The organism is Actinomycetota bacterium (assembly GCA_018333515.1).
In the GTDB taxonomy this organism is placed as follows: Bacteria; Actinomycetota; Aquicultoria; order Aquicultorales; family Aquicultoraceae; genus Aquicultor.
Genome location: JAGXSZ010000023.1, coordinates 105,043 through 128,525 on the forward strand (window position 1 = coordinate 105,043; position 23,483 = coordinate 128,525).

Genomic DNA, 23,483 nt, shown 5'->3' on the forward strand with positions numbered 1-23,483 from the left:
CCTTATAGGTCTTTTAGCGTTTCATATAAATAATCTATTTTATCCCTTACATCGTGGGGGTGATTTCCGATAAAAAACCCATTGTAATGAGCCGTATCGGCATTCGTCGATTTCGTAACTGTGTAGTCATAGTATTCAATGACATCATGCCTTAATATATTTCCGCCCGTTATTATCCTGTATTCAATATTTGCATCCTTTAGCTTTTGAAGAACTTTATCCCTCACGATGTTCGACTCAGGATTTACAATCATCGTAAAGCTAAACCACGAACCTTTTCCAATCTCCTTTTGAATTATAAATCTCGCGTCATCCTTGAAAAGATCTACAAAATGCTCAGCATTCCGCCTTCTGATCTCTAGAAAACCCTTTAACTTATCTAACTGCCTTATTCCTATCGCACCTTGAATTTCAGTAGGTCTTAAATTGTATCCCGGCAGAATAAACCTGTAAGCCTCAAAAAAATCATCATCCCTTCTCTCAAAAATCGGACTATCCTCATCCTGGTCTCTCGTCCAACCGTGATTTCGAAGCGCTTTTAAAATATTGTAGATTTCTTTGTCGTTAGTTAAGACGAGCCCCCCCTCCATCGTTGAGATGTGGTGCGAGAAGAATGTGCTAAAGGTATTTACAAGCCCAAACGTCCCGGTATGCCTACCATTCAACTCCGCACCCATCGACTCGCAATTATCTTCAAAAAGGATAATATTATTCTCTTCGCAGAGGCTCGTTATCTCATCGAACTGGCAGGGATTACCTAGAATACTGACCGCGACTATCATTTTGGTATCTTTAGTTATGGCTTTCTTGAGTTCATTTACATCGTAGTTCAGCGTATGTAAATCAATGTCAACGAATTTTAGCCTTAAACCGTACTGGTGTAAGGGATGATAAGTTGTCGACCATGCAATGCACGGTACTATTACTTCATCTCCCCTCTTGAGAGGCTTATCCTTCCTATAAAACAAAGAGCCAACCGCAATCAGGTTAGCCGAAGAGCCTGAGTTTGCCATAACGGCATGCTTCATTCCGAAAAAGCTTGCAAACTTCTCTTCAAAATCTTTTACATTTCTCCCCATCGTGTATTTATCGCTGTTGATTACTTCGAGTATCGCGTTTTTCTCTTCCTCAGCCCATGTTGAGCTTGCAAGCTCAAAACTCATCTTCTCTCCCCATTAGCTTGATAGCTTGGCCTGTATACAATAATTTCCGAACCCGTAAAGTCAAAATTAAAAGGAATATGCAGGTGATCTTTTAACGCCTCTTTAACCCTGCTGTGATTCTCTGGCTCTACATAGAATAGCATAAAACCTCCACCGCCGGCACCTAGTAGCTTGCCGCCAACCGCACCGTTCTTGATAGCGATCTCATACATACTATCAATCTCGTTATTACTAATTCTATTTGATAGCTTCCTTTTCAACCTCCATGTTTCATTTAAAAGTTTGCCAAATTCGATGAAATCACCGTTGCCAGTGATGAGTATTTTATAGGCCTCGTCAACAAGTTCTCTCATCTTAACCAATTCGTCTCTGTTTTTAGATGTATTTCGTATCTGTTCCTCTGCTATCTCTGAAGCATATCTCGCTATACCTGTGAAAAAGAGCATGAGTTTACTCTCAAAGCTTCTCAAAAACCTTTCCTTCATTATTATCGGTTCAACAATAATCTCGCCGTTTTGCAGGAATTCAATGGTGTTAAGCCCTCCATACGCGGCCCACACCTGATCTTGAGAGCCCACGTTCTCGTTAATTTGATTCTGCTCAATATGTATTGCCTCTTTATAAAGGTCCTGTTTTGTAATAATCTTGCCCTTAAGCGCATATAACGTTTTTAAAAGCCCCACGGTAAAGGCTGAACTTGACCCCATGCCTGAACGGGCAGGGATATCACCATCGTGGTGAATCTCCAACCCTTGATCTATGTTTAGATATCTCAATGTTTCCCTTACAGATGGGTGCTGAATTTCATCTACGCCGCACACCATCTCCACTTTTGAATAAGCTATTCTGTGTTTGTGTTTAAAAAAAGGGGGGAGTTCTCTGCAGGTTATATAAGAATACTTATCGATAGCTACCCCTAAAACCTTGCCTCCGTTTTCCAGATACCATGACGGGTAATCAGTCCCGCCTCCAAAAAAAGAAATTCTGTGAGGTGTTCTTGAAATAATCATCTTGTTCTTCCTTCACTCTTGTCCGTTCAAGATATTAAAAGGCACACTATGCTATAGCGCTACAAGTCACACCGCATTAATCGGACAAGTACCAAAGTCGGCTCACAATGTGATAAATGCTTTAGAGGATTCTTTCGAAGTATTACCATTACTACCGCAGCAGATTTCATGTTTTGCAAAAGCATCAAAAAAACCTGAAGTTACCCCGGATACCTCTCGTGATTATCCCATATAGCACAGTCAGAATAATTATATAAAGACGCCTCTTAAATGTCAAAAGCTCCTTAAGAAGGTTGCGGGGATAGATTCCCATGCCCCCAATTTTTCCCGGCTTTAGTGTTTGTACGGCATTATGCGGCGTTAAAAAAAGAGTTTTTTCAAAACATTTCTCTGAGTGGTTACCGACTGCACAGAAATGTTCTATAATAGCAACAGGCTGCCTTCTTATCTTGGCTACGTCAGCTCTAGGCAACTCGAGGCTATGTGGTTTTGTTCTAAAGCATCCCAAGCAGACTGTCCATATTTAGCTGACGGGTCATTAAGATGCTTGGTGTTTTAATTCGCATCAGACGTTATTAAATACGGAGGGTCCAAGTGCTTTTCATAATTTCGCTATCAATAATGCTTACGATGCTTCTTATGGCGACGATAGTTGGGCTTAGTATAGCCAAGTTGCTGCCTTATCGACTCCGACCGTTCGGGAAATTATACTTTAGCCCGCTGTTTGGGCTTGCTATATTCATACTCGTTGCCACAATCCATGGTTGGGTCGCCCCATTTAGTCAATTGATTGTTTTAGTCGAATTACTGCTTGTAGTCGCGATTTCTCTTTTCTTTTTACGTAAAGATATAAGACAGACCCCCCCGGCCCAGTACTTGCTGTTGTTCTCATTCTCTTTAATAGCATCCACGACAATTTTTGCGCCACTTATCCGCTTTGACGGATATAACTCTTTCAACGATATATTCACTTATCTCGTTCACAGTCAGTGGTTGCAAAAGCACGCCTTCTCAGAGGTCGTTACCGCTTCGGGATATTACCCAGCCTTATCCCAGGTCGTTTTATACCAAGGGGCGGGATCCCGCATGGGCGGGTCTTTTTTCCTGGGCTGGGTGCAGGCTATTTTTGGGCTGGATTGGTCTTATCTTGCCTACCCGGCCGTTATAGCCGTTCCGTTTATCGCAGGTTCTTTAGCGATCGGCGGGGCGGTTAATTTTATCATGAGGGGCAGCAGAAAAATCGCGCTTCTTACCGCCTTGGCGGCGGCAACGATGTTTACCGGTTGGCATTTTGGCGCAACGAACGCGTTTTTCCCACAAACTTTCGGCCTTGCCTTTGCGGCAGGAAGCACGACATTATTTGCGGCTTTCATTAATGAAAGCCCTAGAGTCAAGCAACTCGGAAAGCTGTTTATTGGCGCGATACCCATATCCCTTCTTTTTGCAATAGTAGTATTTTGCTACAACGATATGTTGCCCTTTATCATTGTAGCACTGCTTGGGTTTTTGTTCTTGAAAATAATTTTCGACCCTTCTAATATCAAAAAGCTGCTACTATCCAGCGTGTTCGTTATCTTTCAAGCCGCGCTGTTCGTTAACTTTGAATCAGTCAGGGTCCTTAATAACATTGTAAAAATTCTTTTTGGAATAGGGTCGGGCAAGGGCGAGATTGGCTGGCCGATTTTATGGAATCCTTTCGAGTTCTTGGCCTTCTCATCAGGCTTTAAAACAGCATTCGGCTTTTGGATATTCGGAAAATACGTTACGCCCGTGGTCTTTGCCGCCCTCTTTTCGGCGATTTTATATTTCATCTTCCTGACGTTTAAGAAGAAGCTATCAAATCCCCTTCTCGTTCATGTCTCCATCCTATTCGTGTATTTTCTTGCATTTTTATATTTCAGATACGTTTCCGCGCCGATAACCGCAAACGAAGTCGGCCACTCTTTCTTGCAATTTAAGATTGCGAAGTGGGCGAGTCCTTTTTCTATTATTCTGCTGGGATCATCTATCGCATTTTACAGCAAAAAGTATCGCACCAAGCTTTTGCCGATTTTTCTTGGCTTCTTAGCTATGTATTGCGCTGTCGTAAACTTGCTTATCGTGTCTAAACATATCACACAGGATTTTCTAAATGAGACGGGTTATAATCGCGCGCCGTTTACCGCCTTTTTGCACTTAAGGGAAGCAGTAAAAGATATAGACCCGGATGAGGTGATATATCTGAATTTAGGTCCCAGCCACCACAAACTGCGCCAGATGGTCGCCTATATATTGCTCGACAGAAAGCTGGCAAGCGACTACACGGATGATGGTTATATTACGGGGCATTTGCCGCCCGAACATCGAACAATGCCCTTTAAGACGGCAGACTGGGTAATCGAGTTTACAGAGCCACATGAAGGGTATCAAGGCGTAGGTGCGGGAAGGATTGCCTTAAGAAGGGCGAGCGACGTGCGGGATATGTTCTACCTAGCCACAGTTAGCGGTGGGTATAACCGCGAAACAGACGGGACCAACTGGTGGTACTGGACTTCAAAATCCCTTGTCTTTGAGTATAAGGTTTTGGTAAACGACACCGACGAGAAAAAAGCCATATTAAAATTTACCGTCAACCCAGCGGCGCCCGGTAAGACTTTGAAGGTCAAAGTCGCGGATGAGAAGATAGCGGAGTTCAAGATGGGGGACGGATGGCAGGAGTATATATCCGAGCCCATAGATGTTAATTACGATAAGCTCTTGATCGAATTTGTCGCCGATGGGGAACCCGTTCGCGTAACCGATACCGACCCTCGCGTTATGTCTTTTATGATCGTGAATCTTGAATTGGTTAAGGCCCAGTAAACAAAAGGTATAAGTGGCACCTTATACCACTCAAGCTCAACTATCGGATGTATAAAGGTTAGTTGCCCATTGTTGTCCGAAGAAATTCCAAAGTTCCGCGGTTAGTAGGCATTTTACCCCAGCCAAAACCTAAATCACCAGCTCAGCAGCCCGACATAAGAACTATCAGCCGCAAAAAACGAAGACGGCCGCGCCTAAGGAGTATTCGCCATAATCGAACAGGGATTGCATACGAGTCACTGTAAAACAATCACGATACTATCTGATGCATGCTTCGTACACAGCAAGGGTTTTTCTGGCCGCCTCTAACCAGGAAAACTCGGAGGATCTAATAATACTCTTGGCCCTCAAATCGTTGGCGAGTTCTCGATCATTTATAATGTCCAGGATGGCATTGGCTATTGCCGTCTCATCTATTGGGTCGATCAACAACGCCGCACCCTTGGCAATCTCGCGAAGCGAAGAGTTATTTGAAGTTATAACCGGGGCTCCACAGGCCATAGCCTCAACAACTGGTAGGCCAAATCCCTCATAGAGTGACGGGTAAACAAACATGTCGGCCGCGCTATAAAGAACGGGCAGATCTTCATCGACGATATAGCCGATGAACTTCACATAATCGCTTAAGTTCAATTCTTTAACCTCGGCGTATATATCGCTGTTCAACCAACCGGTACCACCCGCGATTACGAGGCTAAATCGGCCTCGTGTCCGTTCATCAAGGAGGGCGTAGGCTCGAATTAGGCGAATAAGATTCTTTCTTGGCTCGATCGAACCGAGGGAGAATATATACGACCCCTTAATGCCATACTTCTTTAACACTGTCCCGCGCATCAGCTCATCGTTGATGGGCCGGAATACATCACGCGGTGCGAGATGAGTGACGACTACTCTTTCGGGTTCGACGGCAAAATATTTAATCAAGTCGCTCTTGGTATTCTCTGAGATAGCGATGATTCTATCGCAGCGATCTGCCGCATCAAGGGTACCCTGGAGACAGTACAGCCTATTAGCCTCGGTGTGGCATTCGGGGAAAAGCAGAAAACTTACATCGTAGATCGTGGAGATAATCGGACCACTGTATTGCTTTGGGATAAAAAAACTCGTGCAATGCAAAAGATCGATACCGTTAAAATACCGGCTATTATCGATACCAAACTTTATCCTCGTTAACCTCACGCGCGACGGCGAGGCAGAGTCCATGAAGACCCTGAAGTTGCCAGTGGCCAATGCGGTGACTTTCTTAAAGTCGGGATGCATCGTGTTGCCGAAGAACGGATAGAGCATATAATCGTGTTGCCTGTCGATCTTCGCTAGCGCCTCAATAAGGCTAGCCGCATAATAACCGACACCTGCCTTCTCGCCAACGGCCAGGCTTACATCAATACCAATCATTTTATCCTCATTTTTGGCTACATAACCGAGTATCCAGGATTACGCTAAACCCGTCATAACCCCTTTGACCGAACGTGTTTGAAAAACCTTCCTACCCATTCTTTCAGATCGGCTGACCCCGGCAGTACACGGTTTACACGATAATTATAGTAAAACACCATAAGTGCCAGCAAACCTACATGGGCGATATATTTCGCCTTAGTATCACGCGTCAATAACCTATCTAGCACATAATGGCCATAAGCATAAATCCAATTCCGCGGGACGATGCTAAAATGCCTTTTAACGGTTTCAATAATTTCCGCATGCGCCTCCACCCGTTTTGATAACGTCTTCGTGTCCTGATACAGTCTCGTATTTGCCAAATGCAGAGGCAGATACTCGACTTTAAACTTCTTTGCAATTCTAATCCAAAGGTCATAATCCATGCAGTAATGTAGGCCAACATCAAGCATGTCAATCTCATCAAAGATGCTTGCTTTTAAGAAAACGGCTGGTTGACATATAAAACAGGTCTCAGATAATCGCTGCAGCTCAAACGGCTCGGTAGGATACCATTCCATAAATTCGCCGTTTTCATAGATATGAGCACCCTTTCCATAGACCATCTTAACGCCCGGATGCTTAATAAAAAACTCAACCGCAGCCCTAATCGCACCTGGCTCATACGTGTCGTCGGAGTTCAACCAGCCGAGAATCTCGCCTCTCGCCGCTTTAAAGCCTTTATTTACGGCGTCAGATTGTCCCCGATCTTTTTCCGAAACCCAGGTAAGCTTTCGTTCATACTTCCGCAGAATTTCAACCGTATTGTCCGTCGAACCCCCATCAAACACGAGGTACTCAATATTAGGGTAATCCTGACCGAGCACGCTGTTGATGGTCGCCTCGATATATTTGCCTTGATTGAATGATGGAGTAACAATCGAAACCAAAGGGTATCCATTGTTTGACTGCAAGCTATCGCTCATCTTAGCCTCTGCTCTTACTTTCTCGATATAATTCCTCAAGAACATGTAAGGTCCGTTGCGCCGTTTTATCCCAGGAAAACTTTTTAAGTTGTTTTCGCCCGGCCTGCGCCAGATTATGCCGTAACGCGGCATCATCCACCATTTTCTCGATCACCGCGGCAATCGCCTCCGGATTCCTCGGGTCGAAATAAAGAGCTGCATCCCCTGCAACCTCTGGTATGCTAGTCATCTTCGACGCGGCAATCGGACAATCTGACGCCATCGCCTCAAGTAGCGGTATGCCAAACCCCTCAAAAAGCGATGGAAAGATCATGAAGCTTGCGCTCCGGTAAACGGCTGGCATCTCAGCGCGCTGGATATACCCCAAAAACACCACATCGTCGACTAAATTGTAGCGATCGATTAGTGCCTGGAGTTGCTCGCGGGCATCGCTCACGCCACTCAGAACCAGTTTCAGGTTACTGTTGCTGCGCTTCTTAAATAGCGCAAAACCCATGATGAGTAGCTGGTGATTCTTATGCGCCCAGGTGTTAGCCGGATAAAACGCATACGCTTTAGGCAAGGAATACTTCTCTGCTATCCGGTTATCGCCGGCACCATCGGTTGAAAGGAACTCGTCGCCGACGGCTTGAAGCGTTACCTCTACCTTATCCGGTGACAGGTGGTATTTATCGCAGAGACTTCGTTTGGAAAACTCAGAGATGGTCAACACCTTTGTCGCCTCATGACATGACTGCCTCCAATTCGTTGCGCGATTGAATAGTTCCTTATCGGTAAAGAACTGAGGGTAATATTCCTGCTGGACATCGGGTATGGTTATCGCGGCTGGAATGCGTAAGTATCTGGGATCAAGGCTCATTAAAGGACAGAACCAAACATCTATGGATAAATCCCTTATGATCTTAGTTAGTTTACCGGTTTTTACCCGTCGCAGGGTTTTATAGAGGTACCGAACGTAGCGTATCTTATAGATACTGCGCTCAAATCGGCTAATCTCCCGAGGCGCAAACTGGGGTATCTCCTTTTCCACTAGCACTTTTTTGAAGTTAGGATTCGCAAAATCGAGCGTATCGTCATTCCAATCGGCCGTGAATAGAAAGTATTCATTTGTCCTGTCCAAAGCAGCGATATGGTCGAGTAGATTTCGAATATACGTCTCCATGCCACCGATCTTACCGGGCCACAATGGTATAAGATTAATGCCGATTCGCATCAGCCGCCACACTCCTACGCGCTATCCCTCAGCCCTGAAATCAATCCTATACTTCTTCAAAACCAACGCATCATTTCCGAACAGGCCTCAATCGATCAATGGTTCCTCAAATTCGATAATTGGCGCTATATATGATCCTCAACAACCTGCCCCATAAAAATGCCTCCCAGAAAGTCGTCTTCGAGCTGTTTTAAATATTCTAGCACATCTCCCGTCTACGGTGAGACCAGCCTCCGCAGGATCGACACCATCCGGCGCATAGGCGCGGTGATGCGCCAAGACGTACTGTTTATCAAATCAACGGCGCGGGCTTCGGCTTCGGTGGCGCGGGCTTCGGCGTGCTGGTCATATCTACCGGCCAGGCTTTCTAGCGTTAGACCATATTCAGCATCAAAAGCTGGTTTTGTCGCGGCAATGATTTCTTCGGAGCCGGCTTTTTGCGCCACAACGGCATAATCGGGACTTACGCCACTGAGCACGTCGAGTAGCGATGGCGCCTTATTGCAGGCGAGTTCCGCGGACTCCTGCAGCCTCAATATCTTTACTCTTTCGAAACCGTAGTGCTCGGGGAGGAAAGATAACAATAGGGGCGGAATCGGGCGCCGGTGCGTTGGGTCTACATAAAAATCTCTTGTAGCCACAACAATATTTTCGGGATTCGGGGTTTCCATGATCAGCAGGCCTCCGGGCTTGAGCACCCGCAGCGCCTCGGAAACCAGCAATCTCAGTTGCTCAAAGCCGATGTGCTCCACCACATGAAAGGCTGAGACGACGGCCTGGCTTTCGTCGGGAAGCGTGGCGAGATAAGCGACCGCGTCGCCTTTCTCTGCCGGCAACCCCAGTTCAACACAGGCACCGAGCATTCCGTCGTCCAAGTCGACACCATAAGGCATAAATTTAGCTTCAAGCATCAATTCCAACCACTCTCCGCGCCCACAGCCCAGATCAACGGCTTTGGGTGTATCGTAGAATCCCCGAAGCGGTTCAACAAAAGGCAGATACGCGCGCAAGCGCGACATGATCGACTCACGTGAACCGCGATACCGTGCCTCAAACACACGGTAAAAGTCTTCATTCATTTCAGACACTCCAATATCTAAACGTATGTGTCATTGGGCCGATCAACTAAACCCACCAGGGTTCGTGCTAACGGGCGACTTTAACTCAACACGCACGGGTATGTAAAAGGCTCCAATATCATCGCTCGGATTGTCGACTTCAAATAAGAGGTAACGATCAAGCCAATGATATGTTACTTTTTCATCTGCGGATTGAACGGCTAAGGATATATAGAACTTACCTTCAAGCATCGGCAGGTGCTCGAGGTGAAAGTACATGATACCCGCGCCGTTAACGATACCCGTCTTGTACCTCTTTAATTGCGTATTCGTACCGAAACAGTGGTTGCCCCTCAAATCGTAAATAGCTATCCCGAAGTTGGGTTCCTCAACCGGATTTGTCGCCTCAAAATGGACCGCTAAGGTCATGGTATCGCCGGCTAAAAAAGTCCTGGTCGCTTCGCCCCGCCGGTTAAGGAGTTCGCACTTGTTAATTACGACCTCTTTTGTACCGTATTCGGTAAAGCTGCTTTCTTCATCGATTAGCTCCGCGTCGACATAATCCCTGATAACCTGGCCTGGTTTGCCCTGCGCTTTTATGCGGCCCCTCTCAAGGGTGATAACTCTATCGCACATGCGCCGCACTGAACCAAGGTCATGCGTAACGAATACGATGGTGACACCGGCTTTTTTGAAAGCTTCAATCTTTTCAAAACATTTCTTTTGAAAAGCTTCATCGCCAACAGCCAACACTTCATCGACGAGTAAAATTTCGGGATCTGAATGAACGGCAATCGCAAACCCCAAACGAACATACATGCCTGACGAATAGTTTCTAACCGGCGTATCGATAAATTCTTCGAGTTCGGCAAAGTTTACTATGTCATCAAAGCGCGCTTTTACCTGCTTTCTTGTGAGGCCAAGAATAGCTGCGTTTAGGTAAATATTCTCGCGGCCGGAGAGATCGGGGTGAAAACCGGCGCCCAGCTCAAGCAGCGGCGATATCCTGCCGTTTACCTTTACGCTGCCCTTATCGACAGGTAAAACACCGGCAATGCATTTTAGAAGCGTGCTTTTACCCGAGCCGTTATGGCCGATAATGCCTACCATTTCACCCTTGTTTACATTGAAGGATACTCCGCTTAATGCCCAGAAATCTTCATAAGAAGAGCCGCCGAGTCTTACCAGCCTCTCCTTCAATGTAAATTTTCGGTCATGGTAAATGCGAAATTTCACCCATGCATCACTAATGCTAAGTGTTACATTTTTATCCCGCTCCGAGCCGAGTGGTTTAGATGACATCTATTACACCTCTTTGGCGAACGCCGGCGATAATCGCTTAAACAACCAATACCCCGCCCAGAACACCAAAAGCGAGCTGACTGTCGTATAGGCAAGTAGTTTTAGGCTCGGCCAATGCAAATAATACAAAGCCTCACGGTATAAAAATATAACCGATGTCATCGGATTCGCATACTTTATTAGCCACAGGAACCTATCGGGTATCATCGACATGTCATACAATACGGGGGTACCATAGAACCATATTAACAGCATTATGCCGATCAACTGTTCTATATCACGAAAATACACATTCAAACCCGCGAGCATTAAAGAAAACCCAACGGTCAACAGAGTATGCGCTATGATTGCAAAGAGTAAAACCGGTAAAAAGACATAAAAATTGTAGCCGTATAGAGCTAAGACGACGAACAAGACCGCGAGAGATAAAAACAAATTTACCAGATTTGCAACCACCAGTGAAATCGGTATAATTTCGTGAGGAAAATATACTTTTTTTATTAAACTCCCGCTTCCGACAATGCTCCCCGTGCTAACCGATAGCACGGTTACAAAAAAATTCCACGGCAGAAACCCGACGAGAAAATAAACAGGATAATTTTCTATGTTCGCCCTAAAGACGTAGGAGAAGATAAATGTGAAAACCAGCATCATCAATAACGGGTGGATGAGACTCCAAAAGAAACCCAATATTGAGTTTTTGTATTTAATTTTTAGCTCTTTGACAACAAGGTTGATTAGCAGTTCTCGGTATTCATACAGCTCTTGTAATGCTTTTAGCATGTCTTACCTTCAAATAAAATTAATTAGAGCTTGAACGGCTCTAATTAATTTATACACTATCCTTTTGCGCTCCGCAATCCTTATGGAGTATCAGCAAATCAACTGGCTGCTGATAACTTTTTCTTTTTTTATACTAATTCACGCTCACCGATATGTTTCTGGTCGCAACGCCCTTCGATGAGAACCAGGTAACCAACTCTTCGACCAGGTCCCACCTGAGCGTATAGGTTCCGGCGGCGCCGAGGTCATCGACGGTCTCGTTTCCGCTGATGCGCATATAACCACCCCGGGATATAGTCGAAGGTTCACTCATACAATAGGCAACTGCTTGGATAATTATAACATTGCGAGCTGCCTATCGCCATTATACGAGAGCAGAAAAACGCATCAAAAATTAAGCAGCCCTAATCCAACACTATTCGAACCAGAAAGAGTTCAGGTTTGCTCGCGAAAAAGAATACTTGGGACGGAAGCAGAGTCTGGAAGGATAAGTCAGTGCTTTTGATAAGGCTAAGAACAACCTACAAACCGAGAATCGTAGGCAGACCTCGGCTGACAGCTTTAGATACATTAAGAGTGAGCTTGGCTAACTTTCTTAGTCGCAGTGCGGACTACCTTCGCTTTTTTCGCCGGAGCCATAATCTTTTCAAGCTCGCTTTTGGAGACGCCCTTTTTTACTCTGTAAGCTACTTCTTTTCTGACGCTTTCAATTTCGTCAGAAGAAATATCTAAGTTTGGTCTTTTGTCTCTCATAGCCCGAGAGCCCCTTTCAAATAATCACGCCTATCAGCGGCCAGATACGGATAGAGTAAATCCTGTGTTATTGAATTACTATTATGATACGGTGAGTTTGGATCTAATAGTAGCCTATAATCCTCAGCAATCCACTCACCTATTTCTCCATTACGGTTGCGATCATCCAATTGGAGAAGCGCTTCTGGACCACCTTTTCTCATTTTTGCCACATGGTCTATATACTCTGTAAATCGGCTATCGAAACCACCTGCTAAATAATCACCCATGACATCGAGTGTTTTTAGGTGGCAATATTCGTGCAATAACGTCCTTACTATAGATTCTACGACATTATTAGCCCTATCAGCAAGGGTCCCGTCAATGTTTAATTTCTCATAAAGGCCCCGTATCGCATTACTATACCAAGCGCAATCTGCAATTAAATCCACGCCTTGAAGGTAGATGACTGGTCGGCCGATGAGAATAAAGCCATACGAAGATTCATCATGATAATCACTGCTTTTAATTGTTATTCCGGTAAAATCAGCGCCTCTTGATTCTGCCGCAGCCATGGTTTTCTCAATGAGTTCTTTGGGTTTGGGCACACCTTTGATGTGCCCAAAATATGTACCATCAGTATCTCTAGATCCGTTGATTATCTCGATATTTCTCACGGCAGCTCTTCATCACTCCCACTGTAGAGGTTCTCAGATTATCAAGTCTCTACCTTGTTGCAAGCACTCGAGGCATAATCCTTAATACTGATCTTAACAGAGACCGAGTACGACATATATGCCCAAGTCAAAAGTTACGAGAAGAGAGAAAACGCTAATCCATTATACGGCTCCTATAGCTCTCTTGCAGGTACCGCTAATGTGTAAAAAAGTTCAAATCCTCTCACGGGTGATCAACGACAATTAGAATTACCGACAGGAAAAGTAATTGACGTTAATCACCCACGATCCCGCAGAATACGAAGGTGTAGAAATCCCTGGCGGTATGCGCCCCACTCGCCCGCGCCCCAAGAAAAAAATGGTCACCTTCCGACTTGATGAGGACCTCGTTGAGCGGCTCAATGAACTCGCGCTTAAGAAGGGCATGGGCTACCAGACGCTAATGAGAATGCTGCTCTTTGAGGCCGTCGAGATTGAGGAGCAAAAAGAAGCGAAGCGGGCTGGTTAGCGATTTTAATTCGCGGGGTCGTTCTTGAAAGAGCGCTGCCCTCGCCGGAAACGAGCGCTTGTACATCATAGCCTGCTACAATAAGGCAATCGTCTTACCAAGTGGTTTCGATTATTTTGGATTCGATAATCTCTTGATCCTTGGTGATCAAAATTACTTCTTCCTCGAGACTATCTTGAAGCGCGAGGCACGTGGCGCATATTATTGCATCGTGGATTTCTAAACCCTCCGGGAGGTAATCTAATGTGGTGTCATCAAGCGGATAGATGGTAACCCTCTCGTCATCGTCTAATAATTCTCTAACTTCAGTGAAAACGCTCGCGATTCGTTTCTTGTTGTAGAGGTGTTTTATTTCAGCAAGAACGATGGTAGGCACGACGATCGATGATTCAGCCGCGCGCATTATCTCTCGTGCTTCGCGACCTAGATTTTTGCTGCCTTCAATAAACCAGACAAGGGCGTGCGTATCAATAACGTAAATCATTTGAGCTCTTCAGGAGTACTAATCTCAACTGCCTTGATTTCGTCAAAAGAGGTATCGCTCCTGCCTTTTAGTAATCCATCCACCTGCGCCAAGGCTCTTTCTTTTTTCTTCTTTTTCGCCTGCCCCTTAAGAACTTTTATTTGCAGCTCAAGGCTCGCAATCTTGGTGGCAAGGTTTCCTTGTGCCATGTAAATCACCCCTTAACATATCGCATATATTGTAACGCGGGTCGGCTCTTCATACAAGCTGCTTATTCACGGGGTCGTTCCTGCAAGATTGAAAGATTGCGGAATCCCTGAGCTAGGATGTGTCTTATTGCGAAAAGAGGGTTGCAACGATATGCAATCAGAAGATTTCTACAATTGTTTGTACTACCTTTTGGTAGTGCCTATCGGTGGTGAGTATCTTTAGCCCGTCCCGCATGGCTAAAGCGGAAATCCAGATATCGTTTGTGGGTATCGGGGTTCCTTTGTCTTTTAATGACGACAGAATTAAAGCATACCTTTCGGAAGTTTCTTCATCGATTATCTGTAAGTAAACCCGGGGTGAAGACAGAAAGGTCTCTAGTTCGGTTCTGTTCTTCTTCTCTTTATTGCCCCTTATGAATCCGGCTAAGAGTTCTCCCAAAACTATGGGATTGAGATAAATTTCATCGGCTGCCTGAACCGCCTCAACAGCAGCCGGGTCGCCTTTAAAAAAAGCGGAGTATGCCGAGGTGTCCAACAAAACCCGGTTCATCTCCACACATCCTCATCGATTCTTCTTTGCTCTTCAAGGTGCCTTTCAAACTCTTCCGCTTCCTCTGACGACCATGTTCCGGCAAGGCTATCCAGATCATGATAAACCGTCTTTTTGAGGGTCTTTTTTGCTGTTAGGCCCGCTCCTTTCTCGAGCAAAGAGACCACTACCTTGTTAGTGCTTAGGCCTTTCTTTCTAGCTTCTTCTTTTATCACTTTTTCTAATTCCGGCGCAATTCCTCTAATTGTCATCTGTTTCATCAGACTGTTCACCTCACTTTATGACTCATATCGTCTCAATAATTGCATCATCACTCGTTTTTGTCAAGCACAACTATGGAAGAACGCGCGTTTTCGGGGTCGTTCTTGAAAGAGCGGTACCCTCGCCTTTATCTCCTTACTATCCTTTTTGCAGTGGTAAAGCACCTTACCGCTTATGCTCTTGTTGATAGATACGAACTTGCTTCAGAGATTTTGCAACTCATATTTTATCTCCCGTAGCTCAGGGCTTTAGCCCTGATAATCGCATATGCATGGCCGTTATCAGCCCTAAAGGGCTGAGCTACGTCAATTAAGCAGCTACGAGCTTACTCGAAAGGTCTACTTTGATTTTGATTCGATTCCGCAATCTTTCAAGAACGACTCCATCGGCGCGCATTAGCTCGGACGATTACCCCAGGATCTTGAAGAACTCGGTGATGACCCATCCGCCGCCGGCGATGAGAAAACCGAAATAGACAATCGTGGCGATATTGGAAAGGTTGCCGAGGAGAATAAAGCCGCCGTCGCGCTGGATCATCCCGACGGATAAAAAGATGAGCGCGAGCGCCGGCAGGGTGTTGCTAAATGGGATAAAGCCGAAAGGGGCCATGAGCAGTACCGCGGCGAGAATGAACGACAAATTACTCAAGACCGTCATCAAACCCTCAGAGGTCAACCCGCTCAAGCGGTGCGGACGGCTGATCCTTTCCAATCGGTGGAACCAGACGAGGGCGCGCTTGAATCCCGCGCCGAGTTTTTCGGAGGATAATTTGCGATCCGCAATGGTTTTTGGAAGCCATAATTTGCGCGAAAACAGCCGGGTAATTCCGATGAGCAGGATGCCGGTACCAAAAACCGTGCTGACACCCGGAATAGACACCGGTACGAGAAATATCAGGGAAAGAAATACGGTCAGAAGCAGGAGGCTATCGGCCCCGACGATATCCATAACTTCGATAAGGGTGACTTCGGAGGGGGGCAATTTCTCAATGGCGAGTTCGATCTTTTCCCCAAGTGATTCGGACTGGAGTGCGGATTCTTGAAATTTCATAATATTTTACCTCGCAGCTTATTTCATCCCTCGTTTGAAAGTTTAGCATACCTGCGGAGTGTAGTTAACCCTCCCCCATTGGTGGGGGAGGGTCTAAGTGTTGCTTGCCGTCTCAGAACAACTGCCACTGCGGCGATTATATGATTGAGCGCCTTCTTACGATTAGCAGCAAACCCAGCGCCGTGAGCATTGCGGCGAGCATCGCCAACATGTTGGTGTTGTGGCCGAAGGCTATCGTGGTAACCGCCGTCGTGCCGACTTCGTTTTCACCTACAGCGAACGGTGAGAGTGACGTCGTCATACCGATAATGATGTTGTTCTCGGTATCGACCTCCACCGTCACATCCTCCCACTTTTGGCCGTTCCAGTGCATTAACTTCAAGTTCTTCTCGTTGCCTTTGATTAACGAGGGGTCGTATGGGATTGTTACCATGATTGTCCCCGAATAATTCGCCGTCGTACTGATATCGATGTGGTAACCCCTGAACCTGAAGTTCGCGTCGGGCGCTCCGTACGGCGGGTCGATGATGATAGTCGCCGACGTAATGCCGGCTACGAGCACATTGCTAAAGCTCACTTTCACGCCGTTACCCAGCTCCACGTCGACAGACGTGCCGGGGTTGATCGATCGGCTTGCCCTGAACGTCGTCGCCTCAACGGTTTCGCTTACCGGCGACCGGTTGCCCGCTGCGTCAAAGGCCGCGACGTAATAGCGGTAGGTGGTGTTTGGCGCCAGCCCTGTGTGCATATAGTTCGTCTTTTCCACGCTCACGATTTTCTCGCCGTTGTCGGCGTTATAGACGTCGTAGCCGATGACCGCGACGTTGTCGGTCGCGGCCTCCCATTTGATAAAGACCTTACTATCATTCGGCGCCATTGCCTTTACGTTTGTCGGGGCCGCCGGCTTTTGCGTGTCTACCTTAAGGACTGCGCTCCGTGCAGTCTCGGTGTTGTTTGAGGTGTCGACCGAGTAGAAATAGAGGGTGTGCTCCCCTTCCGGCGCGGTAAATGACCCAGAATATGTCGTCCAGTTCGCAGTTGCAGTCGAATCCCACTGGTAGTAGGTGGTAGCAGGCTCATTTGCGGTGAGACTCGCCGTGGTCGTGCTCTTAAACCAGCCGTTTTCCCCGTCGGGGCTGGTCGGGCTGGTGGAAAGGGTCGTGACCGGGGCTTGGGTGTCACTTGCCGCAGTCACCAAGACCGTCGCCGTTTCAACCTTGGCGGCCGCGTCAAAGGCCCGCAGACGGATTACAAAGTCTCCTTCGGCCAACGTGCGCGTGTCGAGTTGCCCCAGCGTCTCGTTGGTCTTCTGGGTGCTCGAGTTTGTTATCTCGGTCCAGCTTGCCGGGGATACCCCTTGGCCGAAGTCTAAGATATAGTTGACAAAGTTCGCGTCCGTCGCCGTGCCGCTGATGGTTACGATACCTGTGACAGTGCCGCCCGTCGGGCTCGTAATCGTGGCGGTGGGGGCGACTGTGTCTACCTTTATTGCCTGGCTCTTTACCGCCTCGGTGTTGCCTGATGTGTCCACCGAGTAGAAGTAGAGGGTGTGCTCCCCTTCCATCGAGGCGAAGCTTCCGCTATAGGTCGTCCAGGCGCCGGTGGTCGAACCCCACTGGTAGTAGGTAGTGCCGGGCTCATCCCTGGTCAAGGTGATAGACGGGGCGGTATTAAACCAGCCGTTTGCCCCATCGGGGCTGGTCGGGTTGGTGGAAAGGGTCGTGATGGGGGCGGTTGTGTCTTTTACGGTCACAAAATCAAACGCATCGACATTTACATCGTACCCCGATGAAGACGCGTTCTTGGTGCCGGCAACTTCGATCTTGATCGTATGGTTGCCGAGCGCCAAACCGGACTTCGTGTAGACCAGCTGCTGGTGGTCGCTCGTGCCGTAGAGGTCTACATCTTGCTGGTAGACGCCGTCTATGTAGACTTTGGCGATGCCGGATGCGGGGCTCTTCTGCGCGACCCACGAGACGCTCGTGCCATTAAACGAGTACGTGACCGAAACGCCGGTCGAGCTTGAATGCTTGAACGCGCCGCCGCTGGCGTTTGAAGAACTCCCGTTAGTCCAGGTGCCTGAATATGTCGCGGCGGCGCTGTTTTCCTCATCGTGGACTATAAGAGTTTTAACGGCTTTTTCGGCGTTGATACGGCCGTAGCCGAAGGTGTCGTCCCTGCCGGCGGCGCCGAGGTCATCGACGGTCGCCTGAATAGTGCGGCCGAGCTGCGCGCCCGTCTTACCCGGGTATACCGTCGCGATAAGCGCGGCCAGGCCGGCGACGTGCGGGGCGGCCATGGAGGTGCCGTTCATATAGACGTACTGGTTGCCGGGGTAGGTGCTCGCGATGCCGTTCGAGGCGGTGCCGTCGGCGTTGCCGCCCGGCGCGGCGACATCGACATACCAGCCGTAGTTGGAGTATGACGCTTTGCCGTCGTCGGTGCGCGTCGCCGAGACACCGATGACATTTTGATATCCCGCCGGGTAGAGGACATTGCTTGTGTTCCCGTTGCCGGCGGCGGCTACGACAAGACAGCCTTTCCCTTGCGCGTATACGACCGCATCGGCCATGGTTGATGAGTAGTCGTAGCCGCCGAGGCTTAGGTTGATGATTTTGGCGTTGTTGTCCGCCGCGTACCGGATACCGTTTGCGACAGTAGCATCGGTGCCGCTGCCGGAGCTGTTAAGCACTTTTACCGCAAGAAGTTTCGCGCCCCAGGAGACGCCGGCCACGCCTTGGGCGTTGTTGGTTATGGCGCCGGTGATGCCGGCAACGTGCGTGCCGTGGCCGTGGTCGTCCATCGGGTCGTTGTCGTTGTTGATATAGTCGTAGCCTTTGATGACCTTAGTCGAGAGGTCGGGGTGGTTGTAATCGACGCCGGAGTCGACGACCGCCACGACGGTCTCGTTTCCGGTGGTCGTATCCCATGCCTGCGGCGCTTTTATCTTAGGCAGCGCCCACTGCACCCCATAATTGGTGTCGTTCGGGGTTAGAAGCGCGTGGCGGTAGTAGTTTGGCTCGGCGTATTCAACGTCGGGGAGCTTCTCGTAGTTTGCTATCGCATTGTGCTCATCAATGCCCTTTGGGAGTTTAACCCGGTGGGTCTTTGAGTTGCGCAGCTCTTCGAGCTTTTGCGCACCGATGCCCCTGTGGGCGTTGTCTATCTTAGAAGAGGTGGCGGTGGATTTAAACTTTACAAGAAGTTCGCCGGGGACGAACTCGCCTTCTATGGGCGCGCTTGAGCGCGGTATGCTCGGTAGGCCGGCGGGACTTGCGAACAGCGGAAGGATTGGCAATGATGAAAATATCATTGCGCAAATGAGCGCAAAACTCAGAAAACGGTGCCTTGTAAGCATGAAATCACCCCGGAAATATGGCCAAACGTTCACTTATTATGTCAGCAACTGATTGGATAATTATAACATTACGGCTTATGTGCTGCCATGCCTTCGCATACGGAAGCCCTGTTAATTTTTGGTTTTACCGCCTCCCCCTCAAGGGGGAGGAAAACATTAGACCGTGCTTCTGCGCAGCACAAGCGCTGTGCCGAGCAGCATCATCGCGACTGCGAGCGCCGCGAGCAGGTTCGTGTTGTGGCCGAAGGCTATGGATGTCGCTGCCGTGGTGCCTTCTTCCTCGCCCACGCCGAACGGCGAGAGCGAGGTAGTCATGCCGGTAATCGTGTTGTTTACCGTATCCACCTCGACCGTGATATCTTCCCACTTCTGGCCGTTCCAGTGCATGAATTTAAGGTTCTTCTCGTTGCCCTTGATCAACGACTCGTCGTACGAGACCGTTACCATGATGGCGCCCGCATAACCTGCCGTCGTGCTGATATCGATGTGATAGCCCCTGAACCTGAAGGTCGGTGTGGGAGTACCGTACGGCGGGTCGGTGATGACCGTCGCCGACGTAGTGCCTGATACGACTACGTTGCTAAAGCTCACTTTCACACCGTTACCCAGCTCTACATTGACCGATGTGCCGGGGGCTGTCGATTTACTCCCCTGGAACGTTGTCGCCTCGACCGTGTTGCTTACCGGCGACTGGTTGCCGGCCGCGTCGAAGGCCGCAACGTAGTAGCGGTAGGCGGTGTTTGACGCCAAACCGGTATGCGTGAAGCTTGTTGTCGTCGTGCCGGCAATCTTCTGGCCGGTGTCGGCGTTATAGACGTTGTAGCCGGCGACCGCGATGTTGTCGGTCGACGCTTCCCACTCAATGAGAATCTTGCTCTCGCACAGCGCCGTTGCCTTCACGTTTGCCGGCTTCGACGGGGCTTGCGCGTCTACTTTCAAGACCACGCTCTTAACGACTTCGGTATTATTCGAGGTATCCATCGAGTAGAAGTAGAGTGTGTGTTGGCCTTCGAGCGCCGCAAAGCCGCCGCCGGCCGTCATCCATGGCCCTGTTGTCGAATCCCACTGATAGTATATGATTCCCGGTCGGTCGCTTGTGAGCGTTATCGTCGGAATCGTCTTGTACCAACCGTTTGAGCCATCCGGTGTCGTGGGGCTAAGCGTTATCGAGGTTGCCGGCGCGTCGACGAAGGCCGCTGTCGTAAACGACCACACCTTCGCTGTCGCCATCGCGGTCCCGGCCAGGTCCCTCACACCGGTCGTTATCGTAGCCGTGTAGGTCATCGAGCTTATCAGGTTGTTGGTGGGCTTAAGGGTGGCTGTCCGAGTGCCGGCATCGTATGTCACGGTGCCCGCGACCGGGTTATTCGCACTATCCATCAAGGTGACGGTGCTCGAGTTTATTGTCGATGGATCCATCGGCTCGCTGAAGAGCGCGGTAACGCCGGCCGAGGTGCTCACACCGGTCGCGCCCTCAGCCGGGCTGACCGAGGTCACGCTCGGGCTGCTGTTATCGACTTTAACGCTGATAGACGAGGCCGGATTGCCGACGTTGCCGGCGACATCGACCGCGCGCGCGCTAATCGTATAGGTACCGTCCGCCGGCAGCGACCAGTTGTAGGTCCAACCGCTGGTGCCGGTCGCTGTCTTCCAAGCGCCATCGATGGATACCTCTACCTTGCTCACACCCGAAGATGCCGAATCGCTCGCGCTTCCGGCTATGGCGTATGAGGTCCCCGAGAGGATCGCGCCGTCTGCCGGCTGGCTGATGCTGACCGACGGTATCGACGTATCTACCTTAAACTCCTTGCTCTTGACCGACTCGGTATTGCCCTTGGTATCGACCGAGTAGTAGTAGAGCGTGTTGATGCCTTCCGGGGCGGTAAGGCCGCCGGTGGTCGCGGTGTATGATGTCCAGGCGCCGGTGGTCGAGTTCCATTGGTAGTAGGTGACGCCGGCTTCGCTTCGGGTGAGCGTTACGCTCGGCGCGGTCCCTTTGAACCAGCCGTTGGTGCCATTTGCCGAGGTGGGGTTGGTGCTGAGCGTCGTCGTCGGCGGCATCACATCGTTGACCGTCAACGACCACGTATCCGCGGAGTCCCTCGTGTTGCCGGCGACATCGACCGCGCGGATAAACCAGGTATGCGTGCCCGGCAAGAGCGACGACGAGAGTGTTACCGAGGTCGCCGAAGCCGAAAGACTATCGCGGTTGAGATTTCCATCGACATAGAGCTGATACTTGGCGAGGTTCGCGTCTGAACTCGCGTTCCAGCTAAAGGTCTGACCCTTATCGTTGTCGACGGTCGCGCCGTTTGCGGGCGAACTCAAAGTAAACGACGACGGGGCGATTGTGTCGACTTTATAGGCCCTATTTCTGATCGATTCGGTATTGCCGTTGCTATCTACCGAGTAGTAGTAGAGCGTGTTGTTGCCTTCAGGCGCTAAGAAAGCGCCGCTATATGTCGTCCAGGTGCCGGTGGTCGAGTTCCACTGGTAGTAGGTAGTGCCGGGCTCGTTTCTGGTGAGCGTGATGGATGGGACGGTCTTATACCAGCCGTTGTCGCCATCGGGAGACGCCGGATTGCTTGAGATGGATGTCGTTGGCGCGACAACATCGTTCACAGTCAATGAGTAGGTCGACGATGAGGCTACGGTATGGCCGGCGCTATCGACCGCTTTTACATGCCAGGTGTGCGAACCCGGCGTAAGCGACGACGAAAGCGTCACCGAGGTCGAAGGTGCGGATACCGTGCGGTTGAGGGAGCCGTCGATGTAGAGATCATATTTCGACAGGTTGGTATCTGACGAGGCCGTCCACTCGAAGGTCTGCCCCTTATCGTTATTGACGGTCGCGCCGTTTGCGGGCGAGACCAAATCAAACGACGTAGGTGCCACAGTGTCAACCTTAAAAGTCTTATTCTTAGTGCTCTCGATGTTGCCCGCAGTGTCGATTGAGTAATAGTAGAGCACATGCTGGCCCTCGGGAGCCGTGAAAGCGCCCGTGTATTCGTTCCACAGCCCGCCGGTGGTATCCCACTGGTAATAGGTGGTGCCGGCTTCGTTGCGCGTCAAGGTAATGGACGGCGTAGTCTTAAACCAGCCGTTGGCGCCATCAGGGGACGACGGGTTGGTCGTAAGCGATGTCGTCGGCGGCACGACGTCAACAACCGTGAGCGTGTGGGTCGCGGACGAGTTGGTTGTGTTGCCTGCGACATCGACCGCGCGCACGTACCAGGTGTAACTTCCCGGCGCAAGCGACGACGAAAGCGTCACCTTGGTCGAAGTCGCGGATACCGTGCGGTTGAGAGAGTTGTTGATGTAGAGTTGGTAGCTCGCCAGGTTGGTATCTGACGAGGCCGTCCACTCGAAGGTCTGCCCCTTATCGTTGTTGACGGTCGCGCCATCCGCCGGCGATACGAGGTTGAAAGCGGTCGGCAAGATAGTATCGACCTTGAAAGCCTTGCTCTTTGTCGTCTCTATGTTACCCGCGGTATCAACCGAATAGTAGTAGAGGGTGTGCTGGCCTTCCGGTGCGGTAAATGAGCCCGAATATGTCGTCCATGAGCCGGTGGTCGAACCCCACTGGTAGTAGGTGGTCCCGGCTTCGTTGCGCGTCAAGGTAATGGACGGGACGGTCTTAAACCAGCCGTTGGCGCCATCGGGAGACGCCGGGTTGGTCGTAAGCGATGTCGTCGGCGGCACGACATCGTTTACGGTCAATGTAAAGGTCGCGCTCGAGTCTCTCGTGTTGCCTGCGGCATCGACCGCGCGCACGTACCAGGTGTGCGAACCCACCGATAGCGATGTCGAAAGCGTGTATGAGGTCGCGGAGGCTGAGATATTATCGCGGTTGAGTGAACCGTCGACGTAGAGTTGGTATTTGGAGAGACCTGAGTCGGCGTCTGAACTCGCCGTCCACTCGAAGGTCTGCCCCTTATCGTT

20 protein-coding genes are annotated in these 23,483 nt (G+C 49.4%); 2 read left to right on the top strand and 18 right to left on the bottom strand.

The window, feature by feature from the left end; genetic code table 11:
• Window positions 1-2 precede the first annotated feature (2 nt).
• The gene (locus KGZ93_06070; protein MBS3909175.1) at window positions 3-1,163 is read right to left on the bottom strand and encodes a DegT/DnrJ/EryC1/StrS family aminotransferase; all 1,161 of its coding nucleotides are present in this window, start codon (window positions 1,161-1,163) and stop codon (window positions 3-5) included.
• Window positions 1,160-2,173, bottom strand: a complete 1,014-nt coding sequence (locus KGZ93_06075; protein ID MBS3909176.1) for a kinase — start codon at window positions 2,171-2,173, stop codon at window positions 1,160-1,162. The genes KGZ93_06070 and KGZ93_06075 overlap by 4 nt, the downstream gene beginning before the upstream one ends.
• Window positions 2,174-2,812: 639 nt before the next feature.
• On the opposite strand from KGZ93_06075, the gene KGZ93_06080 reads away from it, so the two are divergent.
• Window positions 2,813-5,014 carry a hypothetical protein gene (locus KGZ93_06080; protein ID MBS3909177.1) on the top strand — a complete coding sequence of 734 codons (2,202 nt, stop codon included), beginning with the start codon at window positions 2,813-2,815 and terminating at the stop codon, window positions 5,012-5,014.
• Window positions 5,015-5,272: 258 nt separating this feature from the next.
• Here the strand turns inward: KGZ93_06080 and KGZ93_06085 are convergent, their stop codons facing one another.
• From KGZ93_06085 to KGZ93_06125, 9 genes are all read right to left on the bottom strand, one after another.
• Window positions 5,273-6,409, bottom strand: coding sequence for a glycosyltransferase family 4 protein (locus tag KGZ93_06085; GenBank protein ID MBS3909178.1), 1,137 nt, complete (start codon window positions 6,407-6,409; stop codon window positions 5,273-5,275).
• A 53-nt stretch (window positions 6,410-6,462) separates the two neighbouring features.
• A complete protein-coding gene (locus KGZ93_06090) occupies window positions 6,463-7,377 on the bottom strand; it encodes a glycosyltransferase (GenBank protein MBS3909179.1) in 915 nt (304 codons plus the stop codon).
• Window position 7,378: 1 nt separating this feature from the next.
• Entirely contained in the window at window positions 7,379-8,590 is a 1,212-nt protein-coding gene (locus tag KGZ93_06095) for a glycosyltransferase family 4 protein (protein ID MBS3909180.1), read from the bottom strand.
• Between the two features lie 215 nt (window positions 8,591-8,805).
• Complete coding sequence (locus KGZ93_06100) at window positions 8,806-9,669, bottom strand: class I SAM-dependent methyltransferase (protein ID MBS3909181.1); 864 nt, start codon at window positions 9,667-9,669, stop codon at window positions 8,806-8,808.
• Between the two features lie 42 nt (window positions 9,670-9,711).
• On the bottom strand, window positions 9,712-10,950 hold the full coding sequence (locus KGZ93_06105; GenBank protein MBS3909182.1) for an ABC transporter ATP-binding protein: 1,239 nt from the start codon (window positions 10,948-10,950) through the stop codon (window positions 9,712-9,714).
• Between the two features lie 3 nt (window positions 10,951-10,953).
• Complete coding sequence (locus tag KGZ93_06110; GenBank protein ID MBS3909183.1) at window positions 10,954-11,733, bottom strand: ABC transporter permease; 780 nt, start codon at window positions 11,731-11,733, stop codon at window positions 10,954-10,956.
• A 133-nt stretch (window positions 11,734-11,866) separates the two neighbouring features.
• Window positions 11,867-12,010: a hypothetical protein gene (locus tag KGZ93_06115; GenBank protein MBS3909184.1), complete on the bottom strand. Its 144-nt coding sequence runs from the start codon at window positions 12,008-12,010 to the stop codon at window positions 11,867-11,869.
• A gap of 293 nt (window positions 12,011-12,303) precedes the next feature.
• Complete coding sequence (locus tag KGZ93_06120; protein ID MBS3909185.1) at window positions 12,304-12,486, bottom strand: hypothetical protein; 183 nt, start codon at window positions 12,484-12,486, stop codon at window positions 12,304-12,306.
• A complete protein-coding gene (locus KGZ93_06125; GenBank protein MBS3909186.1) occupies window positions 12,483-13,142 on the bottom strand; it encodes a hypothetical protein in 660 nt (219 codons plus the stop codon). The genes KGZ93_06120 and KGZ93_06125 overlap by 4 nt, the downstream gene beginning before the upstream one ends.
• Before the next feature lie 268 nt (window positions 13,143-13,410).
• On the opposite strand from KGZ93_06125, the gene KGZ93_06130 reads away from it, so the two are divergent.
• A complete protein-coding gene (locus tag KGZ93_06130; protein ID MBS3909187.1) occupies window positions 13,411-13,650 on the top strand; it encodes a BrnA antitoxin family protein in 240 nt (79 codons plus the stop codon).
• A gap of 94 nt (window positions 13,651-13,744) precedes the next feature.
• Here KGZ93_06130 and KGZ93_06135 read toward each other — a convergent pair whose 3' ends face one another.
• From KGZ93_06135 to KGZ93_06165, 7 genes are all read right to left on the bottom strand, one after another.
• Complete coding sequence (locus KGZ93_06135; protein MBS3909188.1) at window positions 13,745-14,134, bottom strand: PIN domain-containing protein; 390 nt, start codon at window positions 14,132-14,134, stop codon at window positions 13,745-13,747.
• On the bottom strand, window positions 14,131-14,322 hold the full coding sequence (locus tag KGZ93_06140; protein ID MBS3909189.1) for a hypothetical protein: 192 nt from the start codon (window positions 14,320-14,322) through the stop codon (window positions 14,131-14,133). Before KGZ93_06140 ends, KGZ93_06135 begins: the two co-directional genes overlap by 4 nt.
• 157 nt (window positions 14,323-14,479) lie before the next feature.
• Window positions 14,480-14,872: a type II toxin-antitoxin system VapC family toxin gene (locus tag KGZ93_06145; protein ID MBS3909190.1), complete on the bottom strand. Its 393-nt coding sequence runs from the start codon at window positions 14,870-14,872 to the stop codon at window positions 14,480-14,482.
• A complete protein-coding gene (locus KGZ93_06150) occupies window positions 14,869-15,132 on the bottom strand; it encodes a hypothetical protein (protein ID MBS3909191.1) in 264 nt (87 codons plus the stop codon). Before KGZ93_06150 ends, KGZ93_06145 begins: the two co-directional genes overlap by 4 nt.
• Before the next feature lie 409 nt (window positions 15,133-15,541).
• On the bottom strand, window positions 15,542-16,183 hold the full coding sequence (locus tag KGZ93_06155) for an exopolysaccharide biosynthesis protein (GenBank protein ID MBS3909192.1): 642 nt from the start codon (window positions 16,181-16,183) through the stop codon (window positions 15,542-15,544).
• A 136-nt stretch (window positions 16,184-16,319) separates the two neighbouring features.
• Window positions 16,320-19,496, bottom strand: coding sequence for a S8 family serine peptidase (locus KGZ93_06160; GenBank protein MBS3909193.1), 3,177 nt, complete (start codon window positions 19,494-19,496; stop codon window positions 16,320-16,322).
• Between the two features lie 201 nt (window positions 19,497-19,697).
• On the bottom strand, window positions 19,698-23,483 hold a 3,786-nt coding region (locus KGZ93_06165), incomplete at its 5' end, for an Ig-like domain-containing protein (protein MBS3909194.1).